Here is a 22,021-nt window from a genome sequence, read left to right on the forward strand (position 1 = left end):
AGCCCCCTGATTCTGGGGTCGCCCTCACCAGAATCAGGGGGCTGACGCCCCCCGCTCGCCGAGATTCCGCGGGACGTTCATCCCCGCGGACACGCTTCAGGTCTGGAACGCTAGCGCGTCGTGGCTCACGTCGTAATCGACCGTCACGGCCGTGCCGTCGCGGACCTCGCCGGTCAGGAGCTTCTTGCCGAGGGCCGTCTCGATCTCCCGCTGGAGCACCCGCTTCAGCGGCCGCGCCCCGTAGCTGGGGTCGTAGCCGGTCTTCACCAGGTGTTCCTTCGCCTCCTTCGTCAGGGTCAGCGTGATCTTGCGGTCCGCCAGCCGCTCCTTCAGCCGCTCGAGCTGGATGTCGATGATTTTCGCGAGGTCGGCGGTCGTCAGGGCGTGAAACACGATCGTCTCGTCCACCCGGTTGAGGAACTCCGGCCGGAACGCCTTGCGGAGTTCGTCCGTCACCGCGTCCTTCATCCGGTCGTACACCTCGCCGATGTGCGACCCCTTGAACTGCAGGATCTTCTGGCTGCCGATGTTCGAGGTCATCAGCACGATCGTGTTCTTGAAGTCCACCGTCCGGCCCTGGCTGTCCGTCAGTCGGCCGTCGTCGAGGACTTGCAGCAGCACGTTGAACACGTCCGGGTGCGCCTTCTCGATCTCGTCGAAGAGGATGACGCAGTACGGCCGCCGGCGGACGGCTTCCGTCAGCTGCCCGCCCTCGTCGTACCCGACGTACCCCGGCGGCGCGCCGACGAGCCGGCTGACGGTGTGCTTCTCCTGGTACTCGCTCATGTCGATGCGGACCATCGCCTTTTCGTCGTCGAATAGGAACTCGGCCAGGGCGCGGGCCAGTTCCGTCTTCCCCACCCCGGTGGGGCCGAGGAAGATGAACGACCCGAGCGGCCGCTGCGGGTCGTTCAGCCCGGCGCGGGCGCGGATGACCGCCTCGCTGACGGCCCGCACCGCCTCGTCCTGGCCGATGACCCGCTTGTGCAGCTCGTCCTCCAGGTGAAGGAGCTTCGCCTTCTCGCCCTCGAGCAGCTTCGATACCGGCACGCCGGTCCACCGGCTGACGACGGCCGCGATGTCCTCCTCGCCGACCTCCTCCTTGAGGAGCTTGTTGGTCTTCGCGCCGAGGCCGGCCTCCAGGTTCTGGACGCGCTTCTCCAACTCCGGCAGCGTGCCGTACTTCAGCTCCGCGGCCTTGCTCAGGTCGTAGTTCCGCTCGGCCCGCTCGATCTCGGTCTTCGCCTTCTCGATCTCCTCGCGGGCCAGTTGGACCGTCCGGACGGAGTCCTTCTCCTCCTGCCACACGGCCTTCAGGGAATCGCTCTCGGCCTTCGCGTTGGCGAGTTCCTTCTCCAGCCGTTCGAGCCGATCCTTCGACGCGCGGTCGGTCTCCTTCCTCAACGCCTCCCGCTCGATCTCGAGTTGCATGACGCGGCGGGAAATCTCGTCGAGTTCCTGCGGCAGCGAGTCGATCTCCGTGCGGATCTTCGCGGCCGCCTCGTCCACCAGGTCGATGGCCTTGTCCGGCAGGAAGCGGTCCGAGATGTACCGGTTCGACAGCACGGCCGCGGCGACGAGCGCGGCGTCCTTGATGCGGACGCCGTGGTGCGTCTGGTAGCGGTCCTTTAACCCGCGGAGGATCGAGATCGTGTCCTCGACCGACGGCTGGTCCACGAACACCGGCTGGAACCGCCGCTCCAGGGCGGCGTCCTTCTCGATGTGCTGGCGGTACTCGTCGAGCGTCGTCGCGCCGATGCAGTGCAGCTCGCCGCGGGCGAGCATCGGCTTGAGCAGGTTGCCGGCGTCCATCGCGCCGTCCGCCTTGCCCGCGCCGACGATCGTGTGCAGCTCGTCGATGAACAGGATGACCTGCCCCTCGGAGTCGGTCACTTCCTTCAGCACGGCCTTCAACCGCTCCTCGAACTCGCCGCGGTACTTCGCCCCGGCGATGAGCGCGCCCATGTCCAGCGCGACGATCTTCTTGTCCTTCAGCCCCTCGGGCACGTCGCCGCGGAAGATGCGGAGGGCCAGCCCCTCGACCACGGCCGTCTTGCCGACGCCGGGCTCGCCGATCAGGACCGGGTTGTTCTTCGTCCGCCGGGACAGCACCTGCATGACGCGGCGGATCTCCTCGTCCCGGCCGATGACCGGGTCGAGCTTCCCCTTCGCCGCGAACTGCGTCAGGTCGCGGCCGTACTTCTCCAGCGACTGGTACGTCTCCTCCGGGTTCTGCGTGGTGACCCGCTGGCTGCCGCGCACGTCCTTGAGTGCCGCTTCGAGCCGCTTCTTGGTCAGGCCGAACTCGCGGAGCAGGTTCCCGGCCGTGCCCCGGTCGTCGGCCATCGCGAGCAGCAGGTGCTCGACGGAGACGTACTCGTCCTTCATCCGCTTGGCCTCGTCCTCGGCCAGCCCGATGACCTTGTTGAACCGGCCGCTGCCGTACTGGTTCTGTTGCCCGCCGCTCACCGACGGCTGCTTCTCCAGCTCCCGCTGGAGCTTCAGCGTGAGCGCGTCGGCGGCGACGCCTGCCTTGTTCAGGATCGCGGGCGTGAGGCCGCGGTCCTGATCGAGCATCGCGAGCAGGAGGTGTTCGACATCGATTTGTTGGTGGCCGAGTTTCGCGGCCAGCGTCTGCGAGCCCGCGAGCGCCTCGCGGGCTTTTTCGGTGAATCGGTTGAGGTCCATGTTGTTGACTCCTGGGAAATGAGAAGTGCAACGGCCGTGCCAGACGAGAAACCGCTTCATTTCCAGCGTAATCGCCGGCAGAACTGCCGAAATGACACCCCCGGCCGGCCGCCCGCGGTCGATTTCCCGTTGCCGCCGCCGGCCCCCGCCTCTAGACTTCCTCTTCCCAAAATTTCGGGCCGAAGACACAGGTACACGAGATGAACGCGACGACGAACGGAGCGGTACGGAAGGTTTCGCGGCGGAAGGGCAAGACCCGCTGCCGGTTCTGCACGAAGGAAGGCTGCCCGCGGCCCACGTTCGTCGATTACAAGGACGTGGCCAGCCTCAAGAAGCTCGTCTCCGGCCAGGGCAAGCTGTTCAGCCGCAAGAGGAGCGGGCTGTGCGCGACCTACCAGCGGGCCGTCTCCGCCGCCGTCAAGCGGGCGCGGTTCATGGCCCTCCTGCCCTACGTCGGCGAATGACCGGCCCCCCTAGAATGAGCCACCACCCGGCCCTGCGCCGGGTTTTTTTACGCCTCGTCCGTGGGTGACGCATGGCCGACATCAATCAGACGTTCGCGGACGCCGTGGCCCGGCATCAGGCGGGCCAGCTCGCGGAGGCGGAGCAGCTCTACCGGGCCGTGCTGGAACAGGCCCCGACGCACGCGGCCACGCTCTGCAACCTCGGCGCGGTCCTCGCCCGGCAGGAGCGGAACGACGAGGCGGCGCGGTGCTACAGCCTCTGCCTGTCCGCCACGCCGGGGTACGCCGACGCCCACTACAACTTCGGCAACCTGTACCGCAAGGTCGGCCGCTACCGCGAGTCGGTCGCCGAGTACCAAAGCTGCCTGAAGGGGAACCCCAGCCACTCGAGCGCCTACTTCAACATGGGGCTGGCCCTCATCGCGCTCGGCGAACTCGCGGCCGCGGCCGAGTGCTTCCGCCAGACGATCGCCCTCCAGCCCGGCCACACGGACGCCTACAACCGCCTCGGCGACCTCCTGCTGCGGATGGGGCAGGTGAACGAGGGGATCGAGCAGTTCCGCCAGTACGTGTCGCTGCGGCCGGACGACCCGCGGGGGTACAACAACCTCGGCCTGGCCGTCGCGAATGCCGGGCGGTCGAACGAGGCCGTCGAACTGCTGCTGAAGGCGCTGGCGCTCAACCCGAACTACCCGGACGCGCACAACACGCTCGCGCTGGCCTACGAGGCCCTCGGCCGCAAGGACGACGCCTCGCACCACTACCGCGAGGCGGTCCGGCTGAACCCGAACTTCGCGGACGCCTGGAGCAACCTCGGCACGAACCTGACGGAGCAAGGCCGCGCGGACGAGGCCACCGCCGCGCTGCGGCAGTCGCTCGCGGTCCGGCCGCACGCCCCGGCCATCTTCAGCAACCTCCTGCTGACGCTGAACTACTCCTCGAACCTCACGCCGGAACAGGTCGCGGCGGAACACCGCAGGTACGCCGAGCAGTTCGCCCCGACCACGCCGCCCTCTCCGCTCCCAACCGACCCGGACCCGGAGCGGCGGCTCCGCATCGGCTACCTCTCGGGCGACTTCCGCCAGCACACGGTCGCCGGGTTCATCGAGCTGCTGCTGACGCACCACGACCGCGACCGGTTCCACGTCACGGCCTACGCGAACGTCCACCGCACGGACGACACGACGGCGAAGCTGCAAAAGCTCGCCGACCGGTGGCGGTTCGTCTACGCGCAGACGGACGAGCAGGCCGCGGCCCAAGTCCGCGCGGACAAGATCGACATACTCATCGACTTGAGCGGCCACACGGCCGGGAACCGCCTCCTGTTGCTAGCGCAGCGGCCGGCCGCAGTCCAGGCGCTGCTGTTCGGTTACCCCAACACGACCGGGCTGGGGGCGGTCGATTACCGGATCACGGACGCCGTGTCAGACCCGACGGGGATTTCGGAACACCTGTACGCGGAGAAGCTGCTCCGCCTCGACGGCCTTGCGTGGGCGTATCAGCCGCCGGCCGACCCGCCGCCGGTGACGCCCCTTCCCTCCGCTTCGACCGACACGTTCACGTTCGGCTGCCTGAACAACGCCGCGAAGATTTCGGACGCCTGCCTGGAGACGTGGGCGAAGCTCGTCTTGGCAGTGCCGAACGCGAAGCTCGTGCTGCTGGCCGGGCAGTCGAAGGCCGGGGCCGACCGGCTCGTGCAGAAGTTCACCGCCGCGGGGCTGAAGCGGGAACAACTCGAACTACTGATGCGGCTGCCGAAGCGGGAGTATTTCGAGGCGTACTCGCGGTTCGACCTGGCGCTCGACCCGTTCCCGTACAACGGCGGCGTGACGACCGGCGACGCGCTCTGGATGGGCGTCCCGGTGCTGGCCGTGGCCGGCAAGAGCTACGTCTCCCGGCAGGGCGTGAGCGTGCTGACGCACATGGGCCACCCGGAGTTCGCGGCCGAGTCGCCGGCGCAGCTGGTGGAGGTGGCGAAGACGTGGGCCGCGAACCGCGATTTGCTCGCGGACATCCGCGCCGGCCTGCGGGAGCGGGTGGCGAAATCCGTCGGCGAGCCGCGGGCCTACGTGCGGAGCCTGGAGGCGGGGTTGCGGGCGGCGTGGAAGGAGCGGATCAAGGTGTGACGCCGTTCAGCCGCGACGCGGCACGGATTGCGGAACCACTTCCACCAGCACTCCGGCCGCGAACGCCGCGAAAATGCCCCGCGCGACCCACGAGCCGAACACGACCATCGCGTTGAACACGATGAACGCCATGAACCCGAGCACCGCGACCGTCAGCCACCGCGGCCGCCGCTGGTAGCTCGTCGGCGCGAGGCACGCCCACATCGCATCGCCCACCCACAGCCCGGTGAAGAGATAGTTGACGTACACGCCTTCGCCGAACCCGCCGACCGCCTTCGTGTGCGCGAACGCCGCCGCGTGCGACCAGCCGTGGGCCGTGTGGAACGCGATCGCGACGTGCAGCAGCTGGTAGCAACACCCCGTCGCCCACAGCCATTGCGCGATCGTGGAGGGTTCCGGCTCGTGGCGGAACAGCCACACCGCCGTCGCGCCGAAGTACCAGAAGACCATCGCCAGCCACGCCGAGACGAACACCGCGCGATGGGTCGGGGCCGAACCCGGTTCGAGAGAAAAGACGTTGAAAAGTGGAACCGCCAGCCCGAGGACGGTGAAGCCGAACGCGAACTTCACCAGAATCGGCGGCGGGTGGGGCATGGCTCACGCCGCGGCCGGCTGCCACAGGAAGAGTTCGCCCTTGCCGAGACCGGACGAGTCGCCCGCGTACCGGTGGTACGTGCCGCCCGCGACCGGCAGCTCGAACCCGAGCGGCGACAGGTGCTTCGCGTACAGCCGCAGGAACGTCGGCATCATTTCCGAAGCGAACGCGAACGTCGGCAGCAACTGCACCGGCTGCAGCGAGATGATCGTGCCGCGGGCCATCCATGCGCCGGTGCGGATCTCCGCGCCGCTCATCAGCACGATCGTGCCGCCTTTCATCTGCAGGCCACAGAAGTCCCGAACGCGGCCGCGGATCGCGATGATCCCCTTCTTCATCCGCATCCCGACTTCCAGGCCGGCCGTACCTTCGATCAGGATCGTGCCGCCGGCCATGCCGGAGACGCTGCCGCGGTAGGCCGCGCCGACCTGCCCGCCGGCGTCGCCGCGGACGTGTATGAACCCGCCCTTCATCTCGCCGCCGAGCCAGTCCCCGGCCCGGCCGTGGACTTCGATGACGCCGCCCTTCATGTACGCGCCGACGTGCATGCCGACGTTGCCGAAGATTCGCACGCGGCCCTTCGTCATCGCGCGGCCGACCCACTTCACCTTCGACAGGTCGCCGCGGATTTCGATTTCTTCCGAAGGTTCACCCTCGACGGCGAACACGTCGTCGAGCCGCAGTTGCCGCTTGCCGAGGAAGACGGGCCGGGCGCGGACGTCGTCGAGCGACAGCGGCGCGAGCGCGTCCGGGGTGATGGTTTCGGCTTCCAGCGGCACGGCGAGCGGGGATTTCAGCGTGAGGGTGAGCATGACCGCGGTGGAGGAGGCGGGGGGTGAGTTCAGGTGAAGTTGTATCAGCGAGCCATGCCGGTGGCTTAGTTCTTGTTCCCTCCCCCCTTGGGGGGGAGGGAACAAAACCAAAGCAAGCGGGTCGCGCGAGTAGCTCAGTTGTGCCGCAGCGCCTCGATCGGGTCGAGCCGCGCCGCCCGCCGCGCCGGGTACAGCCCGGACAGCAGCCCCACCAGCACGGACGTGCTGAACGCCACCATCGGCGACCACGACCGCACCAGCGTCGGCACACCGAACAGTTCCGTCAGCCCGTAGGCCAGCCCCATGCCGAGCGCGATGCCGATGAGGCCGCCGCCGCACGACAGCACGAGCGTCTCGATCAGGAACTGCGTCGCGATGTCCCGCTGCTTCGCGCCGAGCGCCCGGCGGATGCCGATCTCGCGGGTCCGCTCCGTCACCGTCGCCAGCATGATGTTCATGATGCCGATGCCGCCGACGACGAGCGAAATCCCGGCGATGGCCCCGAGGATGAGCGTGAACAGCCGCTGCGTCTCCTCGGCCTTCCGCAGCAGTTCCAGCGGCACGAACGCCTGCACGTCCTTCTGCGGGTGGTACTGGTCGATCAACGCTTGCAGCACCTGGGCCGTCCGCGGCACGTTCTCCAGCGTGTCCACCGTGACGGTGATCTGGCTCATGTCCAGCCGCTCGATGTTGTACCCGTTCTTGAACGTCACCAGTTCCCGGCCGATGCGGGCGCGGTCGGTCGCGAACGGGATGAACAGCACGCGGGCGAACTCCGCGTCGCCGCCGCCGAGCGTGCCGGCCGCGAGCTTCTTGTCCTCGGTGACGCCGACGATGGTGAACGTGATCTGGTCGCCCAGGCCGTCCACGCCGACCGTCTTGCCGACCGGGTCCTCGGCCGGGAACAGCGCGTCCGCCGCCGACGCGCCGATGACGGCCACGTTGTCGAGCTTCTCCTCGTCGGCGTCCTCGATGGCCCGGCCGCGGGAGACCTTGATATTGTTCTGCTTGAAGAAGACCGGGTTGACGGACACGAGCCGGACTTCGAGCTTGAGTTCGCGGTGGCGGATCGTCTTGCGGAACTCGCGGGTCGGCGTCGCGGACGTGACGGTCGGGATCGTGTCGCGGATGCGGCCGAGGTCGGCGTAAGTCAACCCGTAGGCGAACAGGTCCGCGCCCTTCCGCTCCGAGTTGTCCTCGGCCGGCTTCATGCTCCGGAGGAGGATGGTGTTCGCGCCGAGGTCTTCGAGTTGCTTGAGGGCCTCGTACCGGGCGGCCTCGCCGACGGCGAGCATGACGATGACGGACGCGACGCCGAGGACGATGCCGAGGGCCGTGAGCATGGACCGCAGCCGGTGGGCGGCGAGCGCCCGCAGGCCGACGCGAACGACGTGGGAGAACCGGACGGCCATTGGGAAGCGTCACTCTATAGGAATGTAATTGAAGATAGCAGCGGCTCGAACCGGCAACAATGTGAAGGTCGCGAGGTAGGAAATGGAGATTGAAGTTGAGAGGTTATCCCATTGGGGGCGTGTGGCATTCGCGGCGAAGTGCGCACGACGGGTTCAACCGTTCTTTACCAGGGCGTGGCCGGAAGCATCGGACGGATTGCGACAGTCAATTGAGAAAGCCATTCAATTGGCGGAACGGTCGGTCGCATCAGGGCGGGCGTGCGATGGTCTGGCGGAAGCGGCGCTGATCGCCGGTGTGACAGCGGGAACCCCGCTCGCATATCATCTATACCCGACTCGCGAATGGGAGAAGCCGGAAACGCCGCCAGCCGATATTGATTCTGCGGAGTTGGCATCTCTTTCGGTCAAGCCCGCTGAGATGGCCGCGAATGCGGCCCTTGCGAGTCCCGAAAAATCGGTCGAACACGTCGCACAAGCATACCGGTTCACGCTAAATGCCATTGAACACGCGGACCAGTGGGGACTGATCGAGTTGATCGAGCTAGATTTTCTGGAGTGCCTTCGATCATTTCCGCGGCGGCCGTGGTGGAAGTTCTGGTAACTCCCGCCACGATGGGAACGCTCACTTCTGCGCCACCGGCGGCTTCGGGCCGGTCGTCGCCTTCTCGTCCGGCTTCACGTCCTTTGGCTCCTTCGCGGCGTCCGGTTTCGCCGCCTTCAGGTCGGCCGCCGCCCGCGTCCGCGCGTCGAGGGCAACCTCCTCGCCGGCCGACACGCCGTCGGTCACCTGCACGTACTGCTCGTTGCTGTCGCCGACGGTCACCGTCCGCCGCTCGATGCCACCGGGCTTCACCACGTAAACGACCTTCTCGTTCTCGTACTCCGTGATCCCCCCGACCGGGACGCTCACCGCGTCCGACACCGCGCCAACCAGAATCTTGACCTCGGCCGTCATCCCCGGCTTCAGCCCGGCGTCGGCCGGCATGTCCTCGATGCTCAGCTCCGTTTCGTACTGCTTCACCCCGGCCCCGCGCCAGCCATCGGCCTGGGCGATCGTCGCGATCTTCGTCACCTTGCCGTTCAGCAACCGGCCGCCGAGGGCGTCGATCTGGAACGTCGCCGACATCCCGACACGGACCTTCTTGATGACCGACTCGTGAATCTTCATCTTCACCCGCATCTTCGACAGGTCGGGGAGGCTGAAGATTTCCTGCCGGTAGTAGAGCTGCGCCCCCGGCCGGATGCGGGCCGAATCGTCCCAGTACCGGGAGTTCGAGTAGACGACGATTCCTTCGGACGGGGCGAGGATCGTGCAGTTCTTAACCTGCTGCTCCAGCCGGTCGAGTTGCTTCTTCTCGATGGTGGCCGTCACCTCCGCCGCCTTCAGTTCCGAGTCGGCCTTCTCGACCAGCGACTTCTGCGTCTCTTCCGTCCGCTTCAGTTCCCGTTCGGCCTCCTCCGCCTTCGCCTTGAATTCGGTGATCTTCTTCTTGCGGGTGAACTTCTCCAGAAGCGTCACGTCCGCCTCGGCACTCGTCACCTCGAACTTCCGCTGCTGGACGGTCAGTTCCTTCGCGCGAATCTGCGTGAGCTGCGCGTACCCGTCCTTGACGAGGTCCTTCGTGAACGCGATGTCGTCCTCGGCCTCCTTGAGTTCCTTCTTCTTGAGTTCGAGCACGCCCTTGAGCTTGTCCACCTCCCGCTTGTACTCGCCCTGCGGGTCGTCGTAGGACTCCAGGTCGATCTTCGCGAGCGTCCACGCGAGTTCGGCCTTCGCGACCTCGCTCTCCTTCTTGTTCTTGGCCTGGGCCAATTCGCTGCGGCAGGACTTCACCTTGCCCTCGGCCGCCTGCCACTTCACGTCTTGCGTGTTGAGCAGGTTCATCAGCGCGTCGGTGTCGAGCTTCGCGACCTCGTCCCCCTTCTTGACCCGCTTTCCCTCGTCGATGATCGAGACGAGCTTGCCGCCCCCCTGCAACTCACACGTCACCTGCAGGGCGTTCAGGCTTTCCAACTCGCCGCGGTCGGTGATCGTGATTTTCAACTCACCGCGACCGACCACGGCCGTGACCGGGCGGTCGGTGGACCGAGCGGCGAAGAACTTCGAGAGGCCGTACTTCCACCCGGCATACCCACCGACGGTGATCGCGCCGACGAGGACCGCGCGCTTCACCCAGAGGCGGGCGTTCCGCTTAGGGGCGGCCGGCGGACGGGACGGAAGGGCCGGGAGCGGGGTCGCGGACAGGGACGCCTGCTCGCGCAGGGCCGCCAGCGGGGGGGGCTGGGTCATCGGTCGGGTAACCTCGGTCGTCCAGTCGGAACATCTCCGAGTTTATCAGAAGTCGGACGCGTTGTTGTTCGTAATTGAAGAAACTGTCCGCCAACCCGTTGCGGGCGACCAGCAGCGACTGCTGGGCGTTCAGAATCCGCAGGGTCGCGGCCCCGTCGTCGCCGCGGCGGTCCTGGACCGGGGCGGTGAGCAGCCGCCGCTCGATGGCCAGCTGCCGGACGGCGACGAGGAGTTGCTGCCGGGCGATCTCGAAGTTGATCCGCTGCCGCTGCAGCTCGCGGAGGCCGGTCCGCACGTCGAGTTCGATGGCGTCCGAGAGCTGCATGTAGTCCCGCCGCGACCGCTGGTAGTTGATGATGCTCGCGCGGTAGACGTTCCGTTCGAGCTGCCGGTTCAGCGGGCCGTCGAACTGCACGCCGGCGGTGAACCGGCTCCCCTCCGCGCCGAACGCGACCGGGTTCTTGCCGCCCGGCTCGGTAACGAGGTTCGCGCCGAGCGTCACGTTCAAGTCGGACTTCAGTTGGTTGGCCGCGACGGACACCCGCCGCCACGCATCCGTGACTTGGCCGAGCTGGTTCTGGAGGTCGAGCCGGTTCTCCTTCGCGAACGGCAGCAGTGCCTCCTCGGTGAGCGGCTGGTCCGGCAGGCGGATGGTGTAAATCCGGGCCTGCGACTCGGCCGCGATGCCGGCGTCGGCGACGCTCGCGACCTCGCGGGCGGCGGCGATCACGTCCTTCCACCCCTGCTCGCGGGTCGCCTCCGTCACCGTCATCTGAATCCGCCGCAGTTCCGTCCGCAACGCCTTGATCCGCTCCCGCAGCTCGGCCGGCTTGTCCTTCTGCTGCTCGTAGGCGGCCTTCGCGCGGGCGAGTTGCTCCGCCTCCTCCGGCGGCACCGGGCGGGCCAGTTGCTCGTTCAACTCCTTCAGCGACTTCTCGATCCCGGCGACGGCCGTTTCCGCGCGGTCGGTGAAGTTGCCGAGCGTCGTCAGCGACTCTTGCAGCACCACGAGCGCCGGCGGGGCGTCGAGTTCGGACTTCCGCTGCCGCTCGAACTGGTCGATCTCCTCGCGGAGCTTGTCCACGGCCGGATCGACGAGAACGAACCGGTTCAGCGGCGTGTCGTCGAGTTCCATCTTGATCCGCGGCGGGATGCCGAGGAGGAGCTTGTATCGGTCGAGCGAGTTCTGCAACTCGATCTCGGTGGAGATCACGTCCCGGCGGGCGCTGAGCAGCGCCTGATACACCTGATCGACGTTCGCGACCTGCGTGCGGCCGCCCTCGAACAGCTTCAGGTAGAGGGCGTAGTTCTCCTCCTGGCTGCGGAGGTTGGCCTTCGCGTTGCGGACGCCCTGGACCTGCCGGAGGATTTGCAGGTAGCCGCCGCCGTCCACGTTCACGGACGCCCAGAACAGCTTGCGGAACCGGGCGTAGTCGCGGACGGCGTACAGCGTGTCCCGCTCCGCCTGGGTCAACGATTCGAGCCGGACGTTGCGGCCGAAGTTGCGGAGCAGCGGCTGGATGAGCGTCCCGCCGATGGAACTGGACGCCGTGTGCGTGCGGCCGGTGAACTCCCAGACGAAGCTGTTCGCGAAATCGACGAGGAGTTGCCCGCCGGCCGCGAAGTTCTTCGTGAACCCGACGTTCGCGGCGTTGACGAGCGTGTTCGTCTCCGGCGTCCGCGGGCCGCCGCCGACGTGGGTGAACGTCGTGGACCGCCGCAGGAAGAATTGCAGGTCGAAGTCGAACCGGTTGAGCGTTAGCGCCAGGGCCTGCAGGTAGACCGCCTCCAGCCGCGTCTGGTACTCGCGGCTGTTCAGGAGCGCGATGGCCGTGGCCTTCTCCGAGTCGAGCTTCAGGACGCCGGCCTCGTTGAGGCCGAGGGCTTCCTCCCAGCCGGGCGGCTCGATCTGGCTGAGGACGCCGTCCTTCTCCCACTTCCGGTAGCCGGGGAGGCCGCCGGGGTTCTGCATGAAGATCGCGGCGGCGGGGTCGTCCGGCGGCTTCGGCGGGCAGTCGGGGTTGGTCGGGTCGGCGAGCCGCGACCCGGCGGGCGGTTCGACCTGCGTGCGGCCGATGGCGTACTCCGGCTTCACGATGCGCTCGCCGATCACCGGGTACGTCTCGCGGTCGGCGTCCAGCCGGTAGTAGGTCCGGCTGCACCCCGCGGCGCAGACGCACACCAGGAATAACTGGCGCAGCTTCAAACGACTTCCCCCCAGTGGTGGGGCTGATAGCAGAGGGGGAAACTACGGGCAAGACAGGTTGACTGAGGCCCTGACTTCCGAAGTCCGGCTTCGACTTCGGAAGTCGAGGTCGCAACCACTCCCCCTGCACACGGTCGTTGCCGTTCCGACTTCCGAAGTCGAAGCCGGACTTCGGAAGTCAGGTTTATCCCCAAAAATCCGCGGAAATGTCCCTCGCCGCTAGAACTTCACGCACCCGAACAGGTTGTCCGAACTGCACATCCGACGACAGTTCCGGGTTGGCATCGAATTTCAACCCACTCGGCGCTAGGCACGCCACTTTCACCACGCTACAAAGGGATTTGCTCCGGGGCGGCACGTCCCGAGTGTTACCCGTGCCTTCACGGGGATTCGACGAGGTTTGCCTCTCATGGGGCGGACGATCCCCAGTCCTTCACGCAACGTCAAACAAATGATGGGTTTGCGGCGATCGGACCGGTTCCTCTCGGGCTTGGACGACGCGGACCGCGTCGTGCTCGTGTCCCACATCCATCCGGACCCCGACGGCCTCGGCAGCATGTTGGGGCTGGCCCACCTCGTCGAGACGAAGCTCGACATCCCCACCCTGCTCACGCAAGACGGCCCGATCAGCCGGCCGGAGAACCGGGCGATGGTCGAGGCGTTGAACCTCGACCTGACGCCGATCGACGCGGTCGAGTGGCACGGCCACGACGCCATCGTGATGGTGGACAGCCAGCCGAAGACCGGCCGGCACAGCGTCGATCACGCCGGCGACCTGTACGCCGTCATCGACCACCACGACACGCCGGGCGAGTTGCGGGACGTGTCGTTCGTGGACGTGCGGCCGAACCTCGGGGCGACCTGCACGCTGGTGACGAAGTACCTCGCCGAGCAGGACGTGGAAATCCCCGACAAGGTGGCGACCGCCCTGCTCTACGGCATCGAGACGGAGGTGACCGGGTTCCCCCGCGAGGCGTCCACGGCCGACGACGAGGCCCAGGCGTACCTGTTCCCGCTCGCGGACAAGGACTTGCTCGCGCAGATCAAGAACGCCCGGCTGCCGCACACGCACTTCGAGTGCCTGCTGCACGCCTTGCAAAGCTCGTTCATCTACGACCGGCTCATCATCAGTTGGGTGGACGACCTGCCGCAACCGGAACAGGCGGCGGAGGTCGCGGACTTCATGGTGCGGTTCGAGCACGTCGATTGGGCGCTGTGCGGCGGCGTTCACAACGGGACGCTGTTCCTTTCCCTGCGGGCGAACCTCGCCCACGCCGCGGCCGGCGACCTGCTGCGGGCGGTCGTCGGGAAGCTCGGCCGCGCCGGCGGCCACGACCGGCGGGCGGGCGGCAGCATCAAGCTGTCGAGCGACACGCCGACGGCGTTCGACGACCTCCAGGCCGTGCTGCGGAAGCGGCTCTTGAAGAAGCTGAAGATCGAGGACTGCCGCGGCCAGCGGCTCGTCCCGCTGCGCGAAATGCTGCAGAACCTGCAGTCGTGATTTGTAGGGCGGGTCAAGGCTTTGCGCCGACCCGCCGGGGACCGCAACGGCGTCGGAGGGACGCCGAACTGGCCGGGATGGTTGCGGCGGGTCGGCGCAAAGCCTTGACCCGCCCTACAAAACAAGACTTGCGCAACGACTTCGTCACAACTTGTTGGACACCTTCGACATCCGCCCGCCCCACCGAACGGTTTCGTGCGATTTTTGGCGCGAACTCAAACGATTGCAAAGCGAGCTTCGTTCTCACTTTAAGAAAATCTGACGCTTCCGACTGAACCCGTTGCGAAAAATCCGCCGATTTCTTGTAATTAGGCATTGACTGCGCATCTATAGTGGGGCAGACAAAATCGAACTCGGCCGGAGCGAATTCCATCCAGAATCGTTTCGGAACCGTATACACGAACAACCCCGAAGTCGGCCCAAAAGCCGCGTCTACGGGAAAGGAGGTGCGAGATGGCCAGGACTGACGCTCTGAAGAAGCTCCAGCAAACGCTGACCGCTCGCCGTAACGAACTTCAGCGCCGGTTGCACGGCCAACTCGCCAACCTCGGCGGCGCGGCCAACGCGGCCGGCGACGCGGCCGACTCCGCGTTCGATAACGTCGGCGACGAGTTGAACTCGCAACTGGCCGAGATGGAGGCGAAGGAATTGGGCCAGATCAACCAGGCCCTCCTCCGCATCAAGCAGGGCAAGTACGGCGTCTGCGACGGCTGTGCCGCGAAGATTCCGGTCGCCCGGCTGACGGCCCTGCCGTACAGCACGCTCTGCATCAAGTGCCAGCGGGAGTCGGAGAACGACAGCTCGTTCTTCGCCGACCGCGGCATCGTCGGGTGGGAAGGCGTCCGCGACGGCGACGGCGACCGCGAGGTGCGGCTGGCCGACCTCGAAGCCGGCTTCCGCGACTGAGTGTGAACCTGGGTAATCCCCCGGCCCGTAGGCTGCACAGCCTGCGGGCTTTTTTCGTTCCCTGCCGGTTGTGCCGAACCGCCGCCTCGAATTCTGGACCGAGCTTTGCACTCCGACTTAAGGCGCTTTTCCGCCGCCCGGTAAAGTGACGGTGGCCGCCCCGGTCGGCGTCATTACCGCCGCTCCGCCTTCCCCAACCGACACGCACGCACCATGCGGAACCCCTTCGCGACCCTCGGCATCGTCCTCCTCGGGGCCGCCCTTGGCGGCTTCGCGACGACCGTGTTCGTCAACCCGACCCGCCCGGCCGTGGCGCAACCGCCGCTGCCCGGCGTCGCGCAGCCGTTCGCGCCGGCCGGCGAGCCGTTCGATTTAGTTGTCTCGAAGGTGTCCGCGTCGGTCGTGGCCGTGGACGCGGTGAAGCCGCAGCAGCCGAGCACGACGAACAAGAACAAGCCGCTGGAAGAGTCCGGGTCCGGCGTGCTGCTCCAGTTCGAGAAGCACGCCGGCGTCTTCGCCGTGACGAACAACCACGTCGTCAGCGGGGCCAAGGCCGAGGAGATCACGGTGACGCTGGCGGACGGCCGCATCCTCCGGCCGAAGCGGGTTTGGACCGACCCGGAGTCGGACATCGCGATGCTACAGGTCGAGGCCCCGAACCTGCGGCCGGCGGCGATGGGCGACAGCGACCGCGTCCGGCCCGGCCAGTGGGTGCTGGCGTTCGGCAGCCCGTTCGGGCTAAACCAGACCGTCACGCACGGCATCATCTCGGCGAAGGATCGTGGGCAGATCAGCCTCGGGAACACGATCCGGATCAAGGAGTTCCTGCAGACGGACGCCGCGATCAACCCCGGCAGCAGCGGCGGCCCGTTGGTTTCCACCGACGGCACCGTGATCGGCATCAACACGGCCATCGCGTCGAACAGCGGCAGCAACAGCGGCGTCGCGTTCAGCATCCCGATCAACCTCGTCAAGCGGATCGGCCGCGAGTTGCTCGAAACCGGCAGCGTGAACCGCGGCTACCTCGGCGTGCAGCTCTCGCCGACGCTCGAACCGGCCGAGGCGCTCCGGTTGGGGCTGGACAAGGTGCGGGGCGCACTCGTGGACAGCGTGAACCCCGGCAGCCCGGCGGCGCTCGCGGGACTGAAAGTGAAGGACGTGATACTGAAGCTGGAGGCCGTGGAACTCCGGGACGAGAACCACCTCATTAACCTCATCAGCAACCTGCCGCCGAACCACAAGGTTCGGCTGAGCGTGTGGCGGGAGAACCAGTTGCGGTCCGTCGAGGTGACGATCGGCGAGTGGACTACGTCGGCGAAAATCAAGTGACCGGTTAGCGTGCGACCCGTCGGGTCGCACGCTAAACGCTCCGCTTACTTCTTCCCGTGTTCTTCCCGCCCGCCGATCCGCATGCCGTAGAAGCTGCGGTACACGAAGAACATCGACACCACCAGGAACGCCACCGTCAGCCCCAGCGACAGGTTTTGCTTCGAGGCGTCCTTCTTCAGCTCCTCCGCCAGCTCGACGGCCAACAGCCCGAAAAGCGTCGTGAACTTGATGATCGGGTTCAGCGCCACGGAGCTGGTGTCCTTGAAGGGGTCGCCGACCGTGTCGCCCACGACCGTCGCGGCGTGCAGGTCGGTCCCCTTCGCCTTCAACTCCGTCTCCACGATCTTCTTCGCGTTGTCCCACGCCCCGCCGGCGTTCGCCATGAAGATCGCCTGGTACAGCCCGAAGATGGCGATGCTGATCAGGTAGCCGATGAAGAAGAACGAGTCGAGGAACGCGAACCCGAGCGTCGCGAAGAAGACGGTGAAGAAGATGTTGAACATCCCCGTCTGCGCGTACTGGGTGCAAATCTCGACCACCTTCTTGCTGTCCGCCGTGCTCGCCTTCTTCACCGTGTCGTCGAGGCGGATGTTCGCCTTGATGAACTCCACGGCCCGGTACGCGCCGGTCGTGACGGCCTGCATGCTCGCCCCGGTGAACCAGTAGATGATCGCCCCGCCGGTGATGAGGCCGAGCAGGAACGGCGGGTGCAGGATCGACAGCTTGTCCAAGTTGATCGCCAGCGCCGCCTTCGTGTTCGGGTCGGTCGTCAGGCTCATGATGATGCTGAAGATCATCGTCGCCGCCCCGACCACGGCCGTGCCGATGAGCACCGGCTTGGCCGTCGCCTTGAACGTGTTCCCGGCCCCGTCGTTCTTCTCCAGGTTGTCCTTCGCCGTGGCGAAGTCGGCGTCGATGTTGAAGTCCCGCTTCACCTCCTCCTTGATGTTCGGGATTTCCTCGATGGTCGAGAGTTCGTACACGCTCTGGGCGTTGTCCGTCACCGGGCCGTAGCTGTCCACGGCGATCGTCACCGGCCCCATGCCGAGGAACCCGAACGCGACGAGGCCGAACGCGAACACGGCCGGCGCGAGCATGAGGCCGCCGGGCAGCAGGATGCTGATCCCGTAGGCCACGCCCATGAGGGCGACGAGGACCACGCCCAGCCAGTACCCGCTGAAGTTCCCGGCCACGAGGCCGGACAGGATGTTGAGCGACGCCCCGCCCTGCTTCGACGAGACGACGACCTCGTTGACGTGGCCGGACTCGGTGGACGTGAACACCTTTACCAGCTCCGGGATGATCGCCCCGGCGAGCGTGCCGCAGGTGATGATCGTGGACAGCTTCCACCACACGGACGTGTCGCCGCCGACGGTCGGGATGAGCAGGTACGACACGCCGTAGGTCGCGACGACGGACACGATCGACGTGAGCCACACGAGGGCCGTCAGCGGGGCCTCGTAGTTGAAGTCCTTCTTGTCGCCGTACTTCGCCTTCGCGATCGCCTCGTTGACGAAGTACGAGACGCCGGACGCGATCACCATCATGACCCGCATCATGAAAATCCACACCAGCAGCTGGACCTGAATCTGCGTGTTGGTCACGGCCAGCAGGATGAACGTGATAAGCGCCACCCCGGTCACGCCGTAGGTCTCGAACCCGTCGGCGCTCGGGCCGACGGAGTCGCCGGCATTGTCCCCCGTGCAGTCGGCGATGACGCCGGGGTTCCGGGCGTCGTCCTCCTTGATCTTGAACACGATCTTCATCAGGTCCGCGCCGATGTCGGCGATCTTCGTGAAGATGCCGCCGGCCACCCGCAGCGCGGCCGCGCCGAGCGACTCGCCGATGGCGAACCCGATAAAGCACGGCCCGGCCAGCTCGCCGGGGATGAACATCAGGATGATGAGCATGAGCAGCAGCTCGACGGAGATGAGCAGCATGCCGATGCTAATGCCGGCCTTCAGCGGGATGGCGTAGCACGGGTACGCCTTGCCCGTGAGGGCGGCGAACGCCGTCCGGCTGTTCGCGAACGTGTTGACGCGGATGCCGAACCACGCGACGCCGTAGCTGCCGAGGATGCCGACGACGCTGAACGCCAGGATGATGGCGATCCGGTCCGGCGGGAACCCGTGCTGCTTGTTCCCGGCCGCGTCCGTAAAGTCGGCCAGCGCGCCGAAGTAGACGGCGATGATCGTGCCGATGAACAGCCAGAGGATGAACAGGAACTTCCCCTGCGTGAACAGGTACGTCTTGCACGTCTCGTAGATCAGCTCGCTGACTTCCAGCATCGACTTGTGGACGGGCAGGTTCTTCAACTGCGAGTACATCATCAGCCCGAACAGCAGCCCGACGACGGACACGGCGAGGCCGGAGTAGAGCAGGTCCTTGCCGCCGAGGCCGCCGACGAACGTGGCGGAGTTCAAGTCGGGCAGGACGAGGCTGGCTTCGGACGCGCACGCGGCGGCGGGGAAGGCGAGGAGGGCGGCCAGGGCGAGGACCGGCGCGACCCGTCGGAAGACGGCGGAAGTCATGCGGATTGCTCCGAGAGAGAAGATGACCACGGGCACGCCGGCCACTTCCTCGTGACCGGCGTGCCCGTAAGTGGATGCTAGAGTAGCCGCCCGGCGACGGGATGACGAGTGATTTCGGGCAAAAGATGAGAGTTGTACCGGCCGCGGGGCGTGGGTAGGCTAGAACCGCCCATTCAGGTGAAATCATGCAAATCGTGACGCTACTGATCGTGGGGTCGCTCCTCGCCGCCCCGGTTCCGAAGGGGGCGAAGAAGCTCGATTACTGCCCGTTGGCGGTCGGGCACAAATGGGAACGGGTCGAGGGGGACGACGTGAAAACGTCGGAGGTCGTCTCGGTGGAGGAAGTGGACAACGTCCGCACCTTCACCATCGTTATCACCGGGGTATTAAGCCCGCCGGACGTTCACAAGCGCGTCTACCGGGTCGAGAAGGACGACATCTTCTCCGTCGGGGCGAACGACCTGGAAGCGGACCGGCCCGGCCTGGTCATGAAGCGGGTCATCAAGCCGGGGGACGAGTGGAAGACCGAGCACAGTTGGCGGGGCGGCGCGCTGTGGAAGATGACGCACAAGGTCGGCGAGCCGCAAAAGATCAAGACCCCGGCCGGGGAATTCACCGCGCTGCCGGTCGAACAGGTCTACGAACTCGGGACGGAGCGGCGGTGGTACGCGGACGGGATCGGCACGATCCGGTACGAGAAGGACGGGAAAGTGATCTCGGAGCTGAAGTCGTTCACCCCCGCGAAGTGACCCGCGGTTCGCGGGCGACCCGTCGGGTCGCCCGCCAACCGGTTCAATACCGGAAGATCAAGTCCATCGTGAACCGGTAGCGGAACACGTCCTTGTTCCCGAACAGCGGTAGCTCGAACGCCGCCCCGACCTGCGCCGCCTCCGTGATCTTGAACCGCCCGCCGATCGCCCCCGTCACGAGGCTCGCGCCGCTCGACGCGCTGCCGAAGTTGAACAGGTCGTGCCCCTCGCCGCTGAACGCCCTCTGCCGGCCGTCGCGGGTGTACTGGAAGTAGTTCAACTCCGCGATCGGGTACAGCCGGTGGTTGTTCCGCACGTCGAAGTCGAGGTGCGCCGTCGCGTACAGGTACTCGCTCCGTAGCCGGTTCGTGCTGAACGCGTACCCGGCCGTCAGGATGCCGTTGAACGACCCGGCCCGGAACTCGGTCAGCGTCTTCCCGGCGCTCAGATACGGCACGATGGACAGGTTCCCGGTGTCCTGGAACACCTTCGCCGGGCCGGTCGGAATCTGGAAGATCGCCCCGGCCGCGAGGATCGTGCCGAACTGCGGGTCACGGTAGAACGTGAACTTCGGCCCGAGCCACAGCTCCGCGAACCCGAACTCGCTGTCGAGCAGCGGCTTGTTCGACGGGTTGACCGAGATCGCGCCGAGCTTGTTGATCGTCAGCGACAGCCGCTCGGTGAACGCGATGCTGCCCCGCGCCCCGAAGAAGTAGATGTTCCCGCCGCGGAAGTTCGGCTGCGGCGACGGCACGTTCTGGTAGATGAAGATCGGCCGAATCTCGGACAGCGCCCGCGGGTCTTCCGCCAGGAACGGGTTGGAGATCGGCGACGCGAACTGGTCGAACGCGTGGTCGCTGAACAGCCACGACGCGCGGTCGGCGGGGACGAGCCAGTCGCGGAGGCGGTCGCCGAACTTCCCGCTCGCCCGCCGCCGGTCGTCGTCCCGGTCGCGGTCCCGGCGGCCGAGCGGCGACCGCCGGTCGAGGAAGTCGTCCTCGTCGTCGCGGCCCCGCCGCGGTTCCGTCGGCTCGAACGGGTCGAACAGTTCGTCGCGAACCGGCGGCCGCCGGTCGGCGCGGGGGGAATCGTCCTCGTCCAGCGGCTGGGAGCCGGTCGGCTTCCCGAGGCGGACGGGCTTGGGCTTCAGCAGTTCGAGTTCCTTCGCGTCTACCGGCCGGATCGCGCCGCGGGTCGGCTCGGACGGCATGTCCTCCGCGGCGGCGCGGGCCGGGCCGAGGACGACCGGGGCTTCGAGCAGCCGCGGCAACTCCGCGGCGCGGGCCGGGGCGCAGGCGACCAGCAACAGCATCCAAGCCCCGCGCATCCGGTGCCCTCCGTGGCATCGTCTCACATCGTCTGTCATCGGCCCGCCGGAACCCCCCGCAATACCCCTTCACGGAGAAATCACGCCCGCCGCCGGGCCGCCGGGGTACACTCTCCTTGCCCGGCCCGACTACGTCCCCCAACTTCCCGGTGAAACATGCGGCGCGCCTGCCTTTGGCTCATCCCCGTCCTCGGCCTGTGTACCCTCGTCGGCCTCGCCCCGGCCTGGTGGGTGAAGGGGCACGAGAGCATCACGGAGGCGGCGGCCGCGAAGCTCCCGGACGAGATGCCGGCGTTCTTCCGCGGCGGCGGCAAGCACCTCGCCCACTTCGTCGGCGACCCCGACCGGTGGAAGAACCGCGAGTTGAAGACGCTCCGCGCGAGCATCGAGGCGGACCACTACCTGGACCTAGAAGACCTGGAAGGAAAATCGCTGCCGCCGGACAGCCGGTTCAAGGGCATGGCCCTGATGCGCGACCTGAAGAAGGAGCCGAACCGCGTCGGCCTGCTGCCCTACGCCATCGTCGAGGGGTACGAGAAACTGGCCGCCGCGTTCTACGACCACCGCAAGGAGCCGGAGAACGAGTCGATCAAGATGAAGTGCCTCGTGTACGCCGGGAACCTGGCGCACTTCACGACGGACGCATCGATGCCGTTGCACACGACGATCCACTTCGACGGCCGGGTGACGCCGGGGCAGGCGGAGAAGAAGCAGCGGGGCATCCACGCGAAGTTGGACGCGTTCCCGGAGAAGTTCAAGCTGACGCCGGAGGAGATCACCCGCGGGCTGGAGCCGAAGGCCCTCGACGACGTGTGGAAGCACGTCGAGGCGTTCCTGGCAGAGTCGTTCACGCACATCGACACGTGCTACGAGTTGGACGCGGCCGGGGCGTTCGAGACGCCGACGGACGCGAGCCGGGCGTTCGTGCTGGCCCGCTGCCGGGCCGGGGCGCAGCTTACGCTCGACGTGTGGTACGCGGCGTGGAAACGGAGCGCGACGCTGCCGCCGCACTATTGAGCAACAAAACCGATTTCACCGCGGAGGGCGCAGAGGGCGCGGAGAAAACCAAGAAGAGATTTCAAAGA

Annotated in this window: 16 protein-coding genes; 8 read left to right on the forward strand and 8 right to left on the reverse strand. The window is 66.8% G+C overall.

What is annotated here, in order from left to right:
* Positions 1–96 precede the first annotated feature (96 nt).
* Entirely contained in the window at positions 97–2,688 is a 2,592-nt protein-coding gene (clpB, locus tag AC5JJ2_RS08225) for an ATP-dependent chaperone ClpB (protein WP_495857494.1), read from the reverse strand.
* Between the two features lie 200 nt (positions 2,689–2,888).
* Between clpB and rpsR the strand changes: the two genes are divergently transcribed.
* Together rpsR and AC5JJ2_RS08235 are read left to right on the forward strand one after the other, a co-directional pair.
* A complete protein-coding gene (gene rpsR / locus AC5JJ2_RS08230) occupies positions 2,889–3,152 on the forward strand; it encodes a 30S ribosomal protein S18 (RefSeq protein WP_495857495.1) in 264 nt (87 codons plus the stop codon).
* 71 nt (positions 3,153–3,223) lie between these two features.
* Entirely contained in the window at positions 3,224–5,278 is a 2,055-nt protein-coding gene (locus AC5JJ2_RS08235) for an O-linked N-acetylglucosamine transferase, SPINDLY family protein (RefSeq protein WP_495857496.1), read from the forward strand.
* A gap of 6 nt (positions 5,279–5,284) precedes the next feature.
* Here AC5JJ2_RS08235 and AC5JJ2_RS08240 read toward each other — a convergent pair whose 3' ends face one another.
* The 3 genes from AC5JJ2_RS08240 to AC5JJ2_RS08250 all read right to left on the reverse strand — a co-directional run bounded on the left by AC5JJ2_RS08240 (position 5,285) and on the right by AC5JJ2_RS08250 (position 8,097).
* The gene (locus tag AC5JJ2_RS08240; RefSeq protein WP_495857497.1) at positions 5,285–5,872 is read right to left on the reverse strand and encodes a hypothetical protein; all 588 of its coding nucleotides are present in this window, start codon (positions 5,870–5,872) and stop codon (positions 5,285–5,287) included.
* Positions 5,873–5,875: 3 nt separating this feature from the next.
* A complete protein-coding gene (locus AC5JJ2_RS08245; RefSeq protein ID WP_495857498.1) occupies positions 5,876–6,685 on the reverse strand; it encodes a formylmethanofuran dehydrogenase subunit C in 810 nt (269 codons plus the stop codon).
* 134 nt (positions 6,686–6,819) lie between these two features.
* Positions 6,820–8,097, reverse strand: coding sequence for an ABC transporter permease (locus AC5JJ2_RS08250; RefSeq protein WP_495857499.1), 1,278 nt, complete (start codon positions 8,095–8,097; stop codon positions 6,820–6,822).
* An 82-nt stretch (positions 8,098–8,179) separates the two neighbouring features.
* Between AC5JJ2_RS08250 and AC5JJ2_RS08255 the strand changes: the two genes are divergently transcribed.
* Positions 8,180–8,698 carry a hypothetical protein gene (locus AC5JJ2_RS08255; RefSeq protein WP_495857500.1) on the forward strand — a complete coding sequence of 173 codons (519 nt, stop codon included), beginning with the start codon at positions 8,180–8,182 and terminating at the stop codon, positions 8,696–8,698.
* 21 nt (positions 8,699–8,719) lie between these two features.
* Here the strand turns inward: AC5JJ2_RS08255 and AC5JJ2_RS08260 are convergent, their stop codons facing one another.
* Positions 8,720–10,387, reverse strand: a complete 1,668-nt coding sequence (locus AC5JJ2_RS08260; protein ID WP_495857501.1) for an efflux RND transporter periplasmic adaptor subunit — start codon at positions 10,385–10,387, stop codon at positions 8,720–8,722.
* On the reverse strand, positions 10,290–12,593 hold the full coding sequence (locus AC5JJ2_RS08265; RefSeq protein WP_495857502.1) for a TolC family protein: 2,304 nt from the start codon (positions 12,591–12,593) through the stop codon (positions 10,290–10,292). The genes AC5JJ2_RS08260 and AC5JJ2_RS08265 overlap by 98 nt, the downstream gene beginning before the upstream one ends.
* A gap of 454 nt (positions 12,594–13,047) precedes the next feature.
* On the opposite strand from AC5JJ2_RS08265, the gene AC5JJ2_RS08270 reads away from it, so the two are divergent.
* From AC5JJ2_RS08270 to AC5JJ2_RS08280, 3 genes are all read left to right on the forward strand, one after another.
* On the forward strand, positions 13,048–14,094 hold the full coding sequence (locus AC5JJ2_RS08270; RefSeq protein ID WP_495857503.1) for a DHH family phosphoesterase: 1,047 nt from the start codon (positions 13,048–13,050) through the stop codon (positions 14,092–14,094).
* Positions 14,095–14,547: 453 nt separating this feature from the next.
* Entirely contained in the window at positions 14,548–15,000 is a 453-nt protein-coding gene (locus AC5JJ2_RS08275) for a TraR/DksA family transcriptional regulator (protein ID WP_495857504.1), read from the forward strand.
* A 213-nt stretch (positions 15,001–15,213) separates the two neighbouring features.
* Positions 15,214–16,329, forward strand: coding sequence for a S1C family serine protease (locus AC5JJ2_RS08280; protein ID WP_495857505.1), 1,116 nt, complete (start codon positions 15,214–15,216; stop codon positions 16,327–16,329).
* A gap of 44 nt (positions 16,330–16,373) precedes the next feature.
* On the opposite strand, the gene AC5JJ2_RS08285 is transcribed toward AC5JJ2_RS08280, so the two are convergent.
* Positions 16,374–18,860, reverse strand: coding sequence for a sodium-translocating pyrophosphatase (locus AC5JJ2_RS08285; RefSeq protein WP_495857506.1), 2,487 nt, complete (start codon positions 18,858–18,860; stop codon positions 16,374–16,376).
* A 185-nt stretch (positions 18,861–19,045) separates the two neighbouring features.
* On the opposite strand from AC5JJ2_RS08285, the gene AC5JJ2_RS08290 reads away from it, so the two are divergent.
* On the forward strand, positions 19,046–19,609 hold the full coding sequence (locus AC5JJ2_RS08290; RefSeq protein WP_495857507.1) for a hypothetical protein: 564 nt from the start codon (positions 19,046–19,048) through the stop codon (positions 19,607–19,609).
* A 43-nt stretch (positions 19,610–19,652) separates the two neighbouring features.
* Here the strand turns inward: AC5JJ2_RS08290 and AC5JJ2_RS08295 are convergent, their stop codons facing one another.
* Complete coding sequence (locus AC5JJ2_RS08295) at positions 19,653–20,936, reverse strand: hypothetical protein (protein ID WP_495857508.1); 1,284 nt, start codon at positions 20,934–20,936, stop codon at positions 19,653–19,655.
* 156 nt (positions 20,937–21,092) lie between these two features.
* Here AC5JJ2_RS08295 and AC5JJ2_RS08300 point away from each other — a divergent pair, with 156 nt between their 5' ends.
* The gene (locus tag AC5JJ2_RS08300) at positions 21,093–21,953 is read left to right on the forward strand and encodes a phospholipase C/P1 nuclease family protein (protein WP_495857509.1); all 861 of its coding nucleotides are present in this window, start codon (positions 21,093–21,095) and stop codon (positions 21,951–21,953) included.
* Positions 21,954–22,021 lie beyond the last annotated feature (68 nt).

It is taken from the genome of Limnoglobus sp., assembly GCF_059499385.1.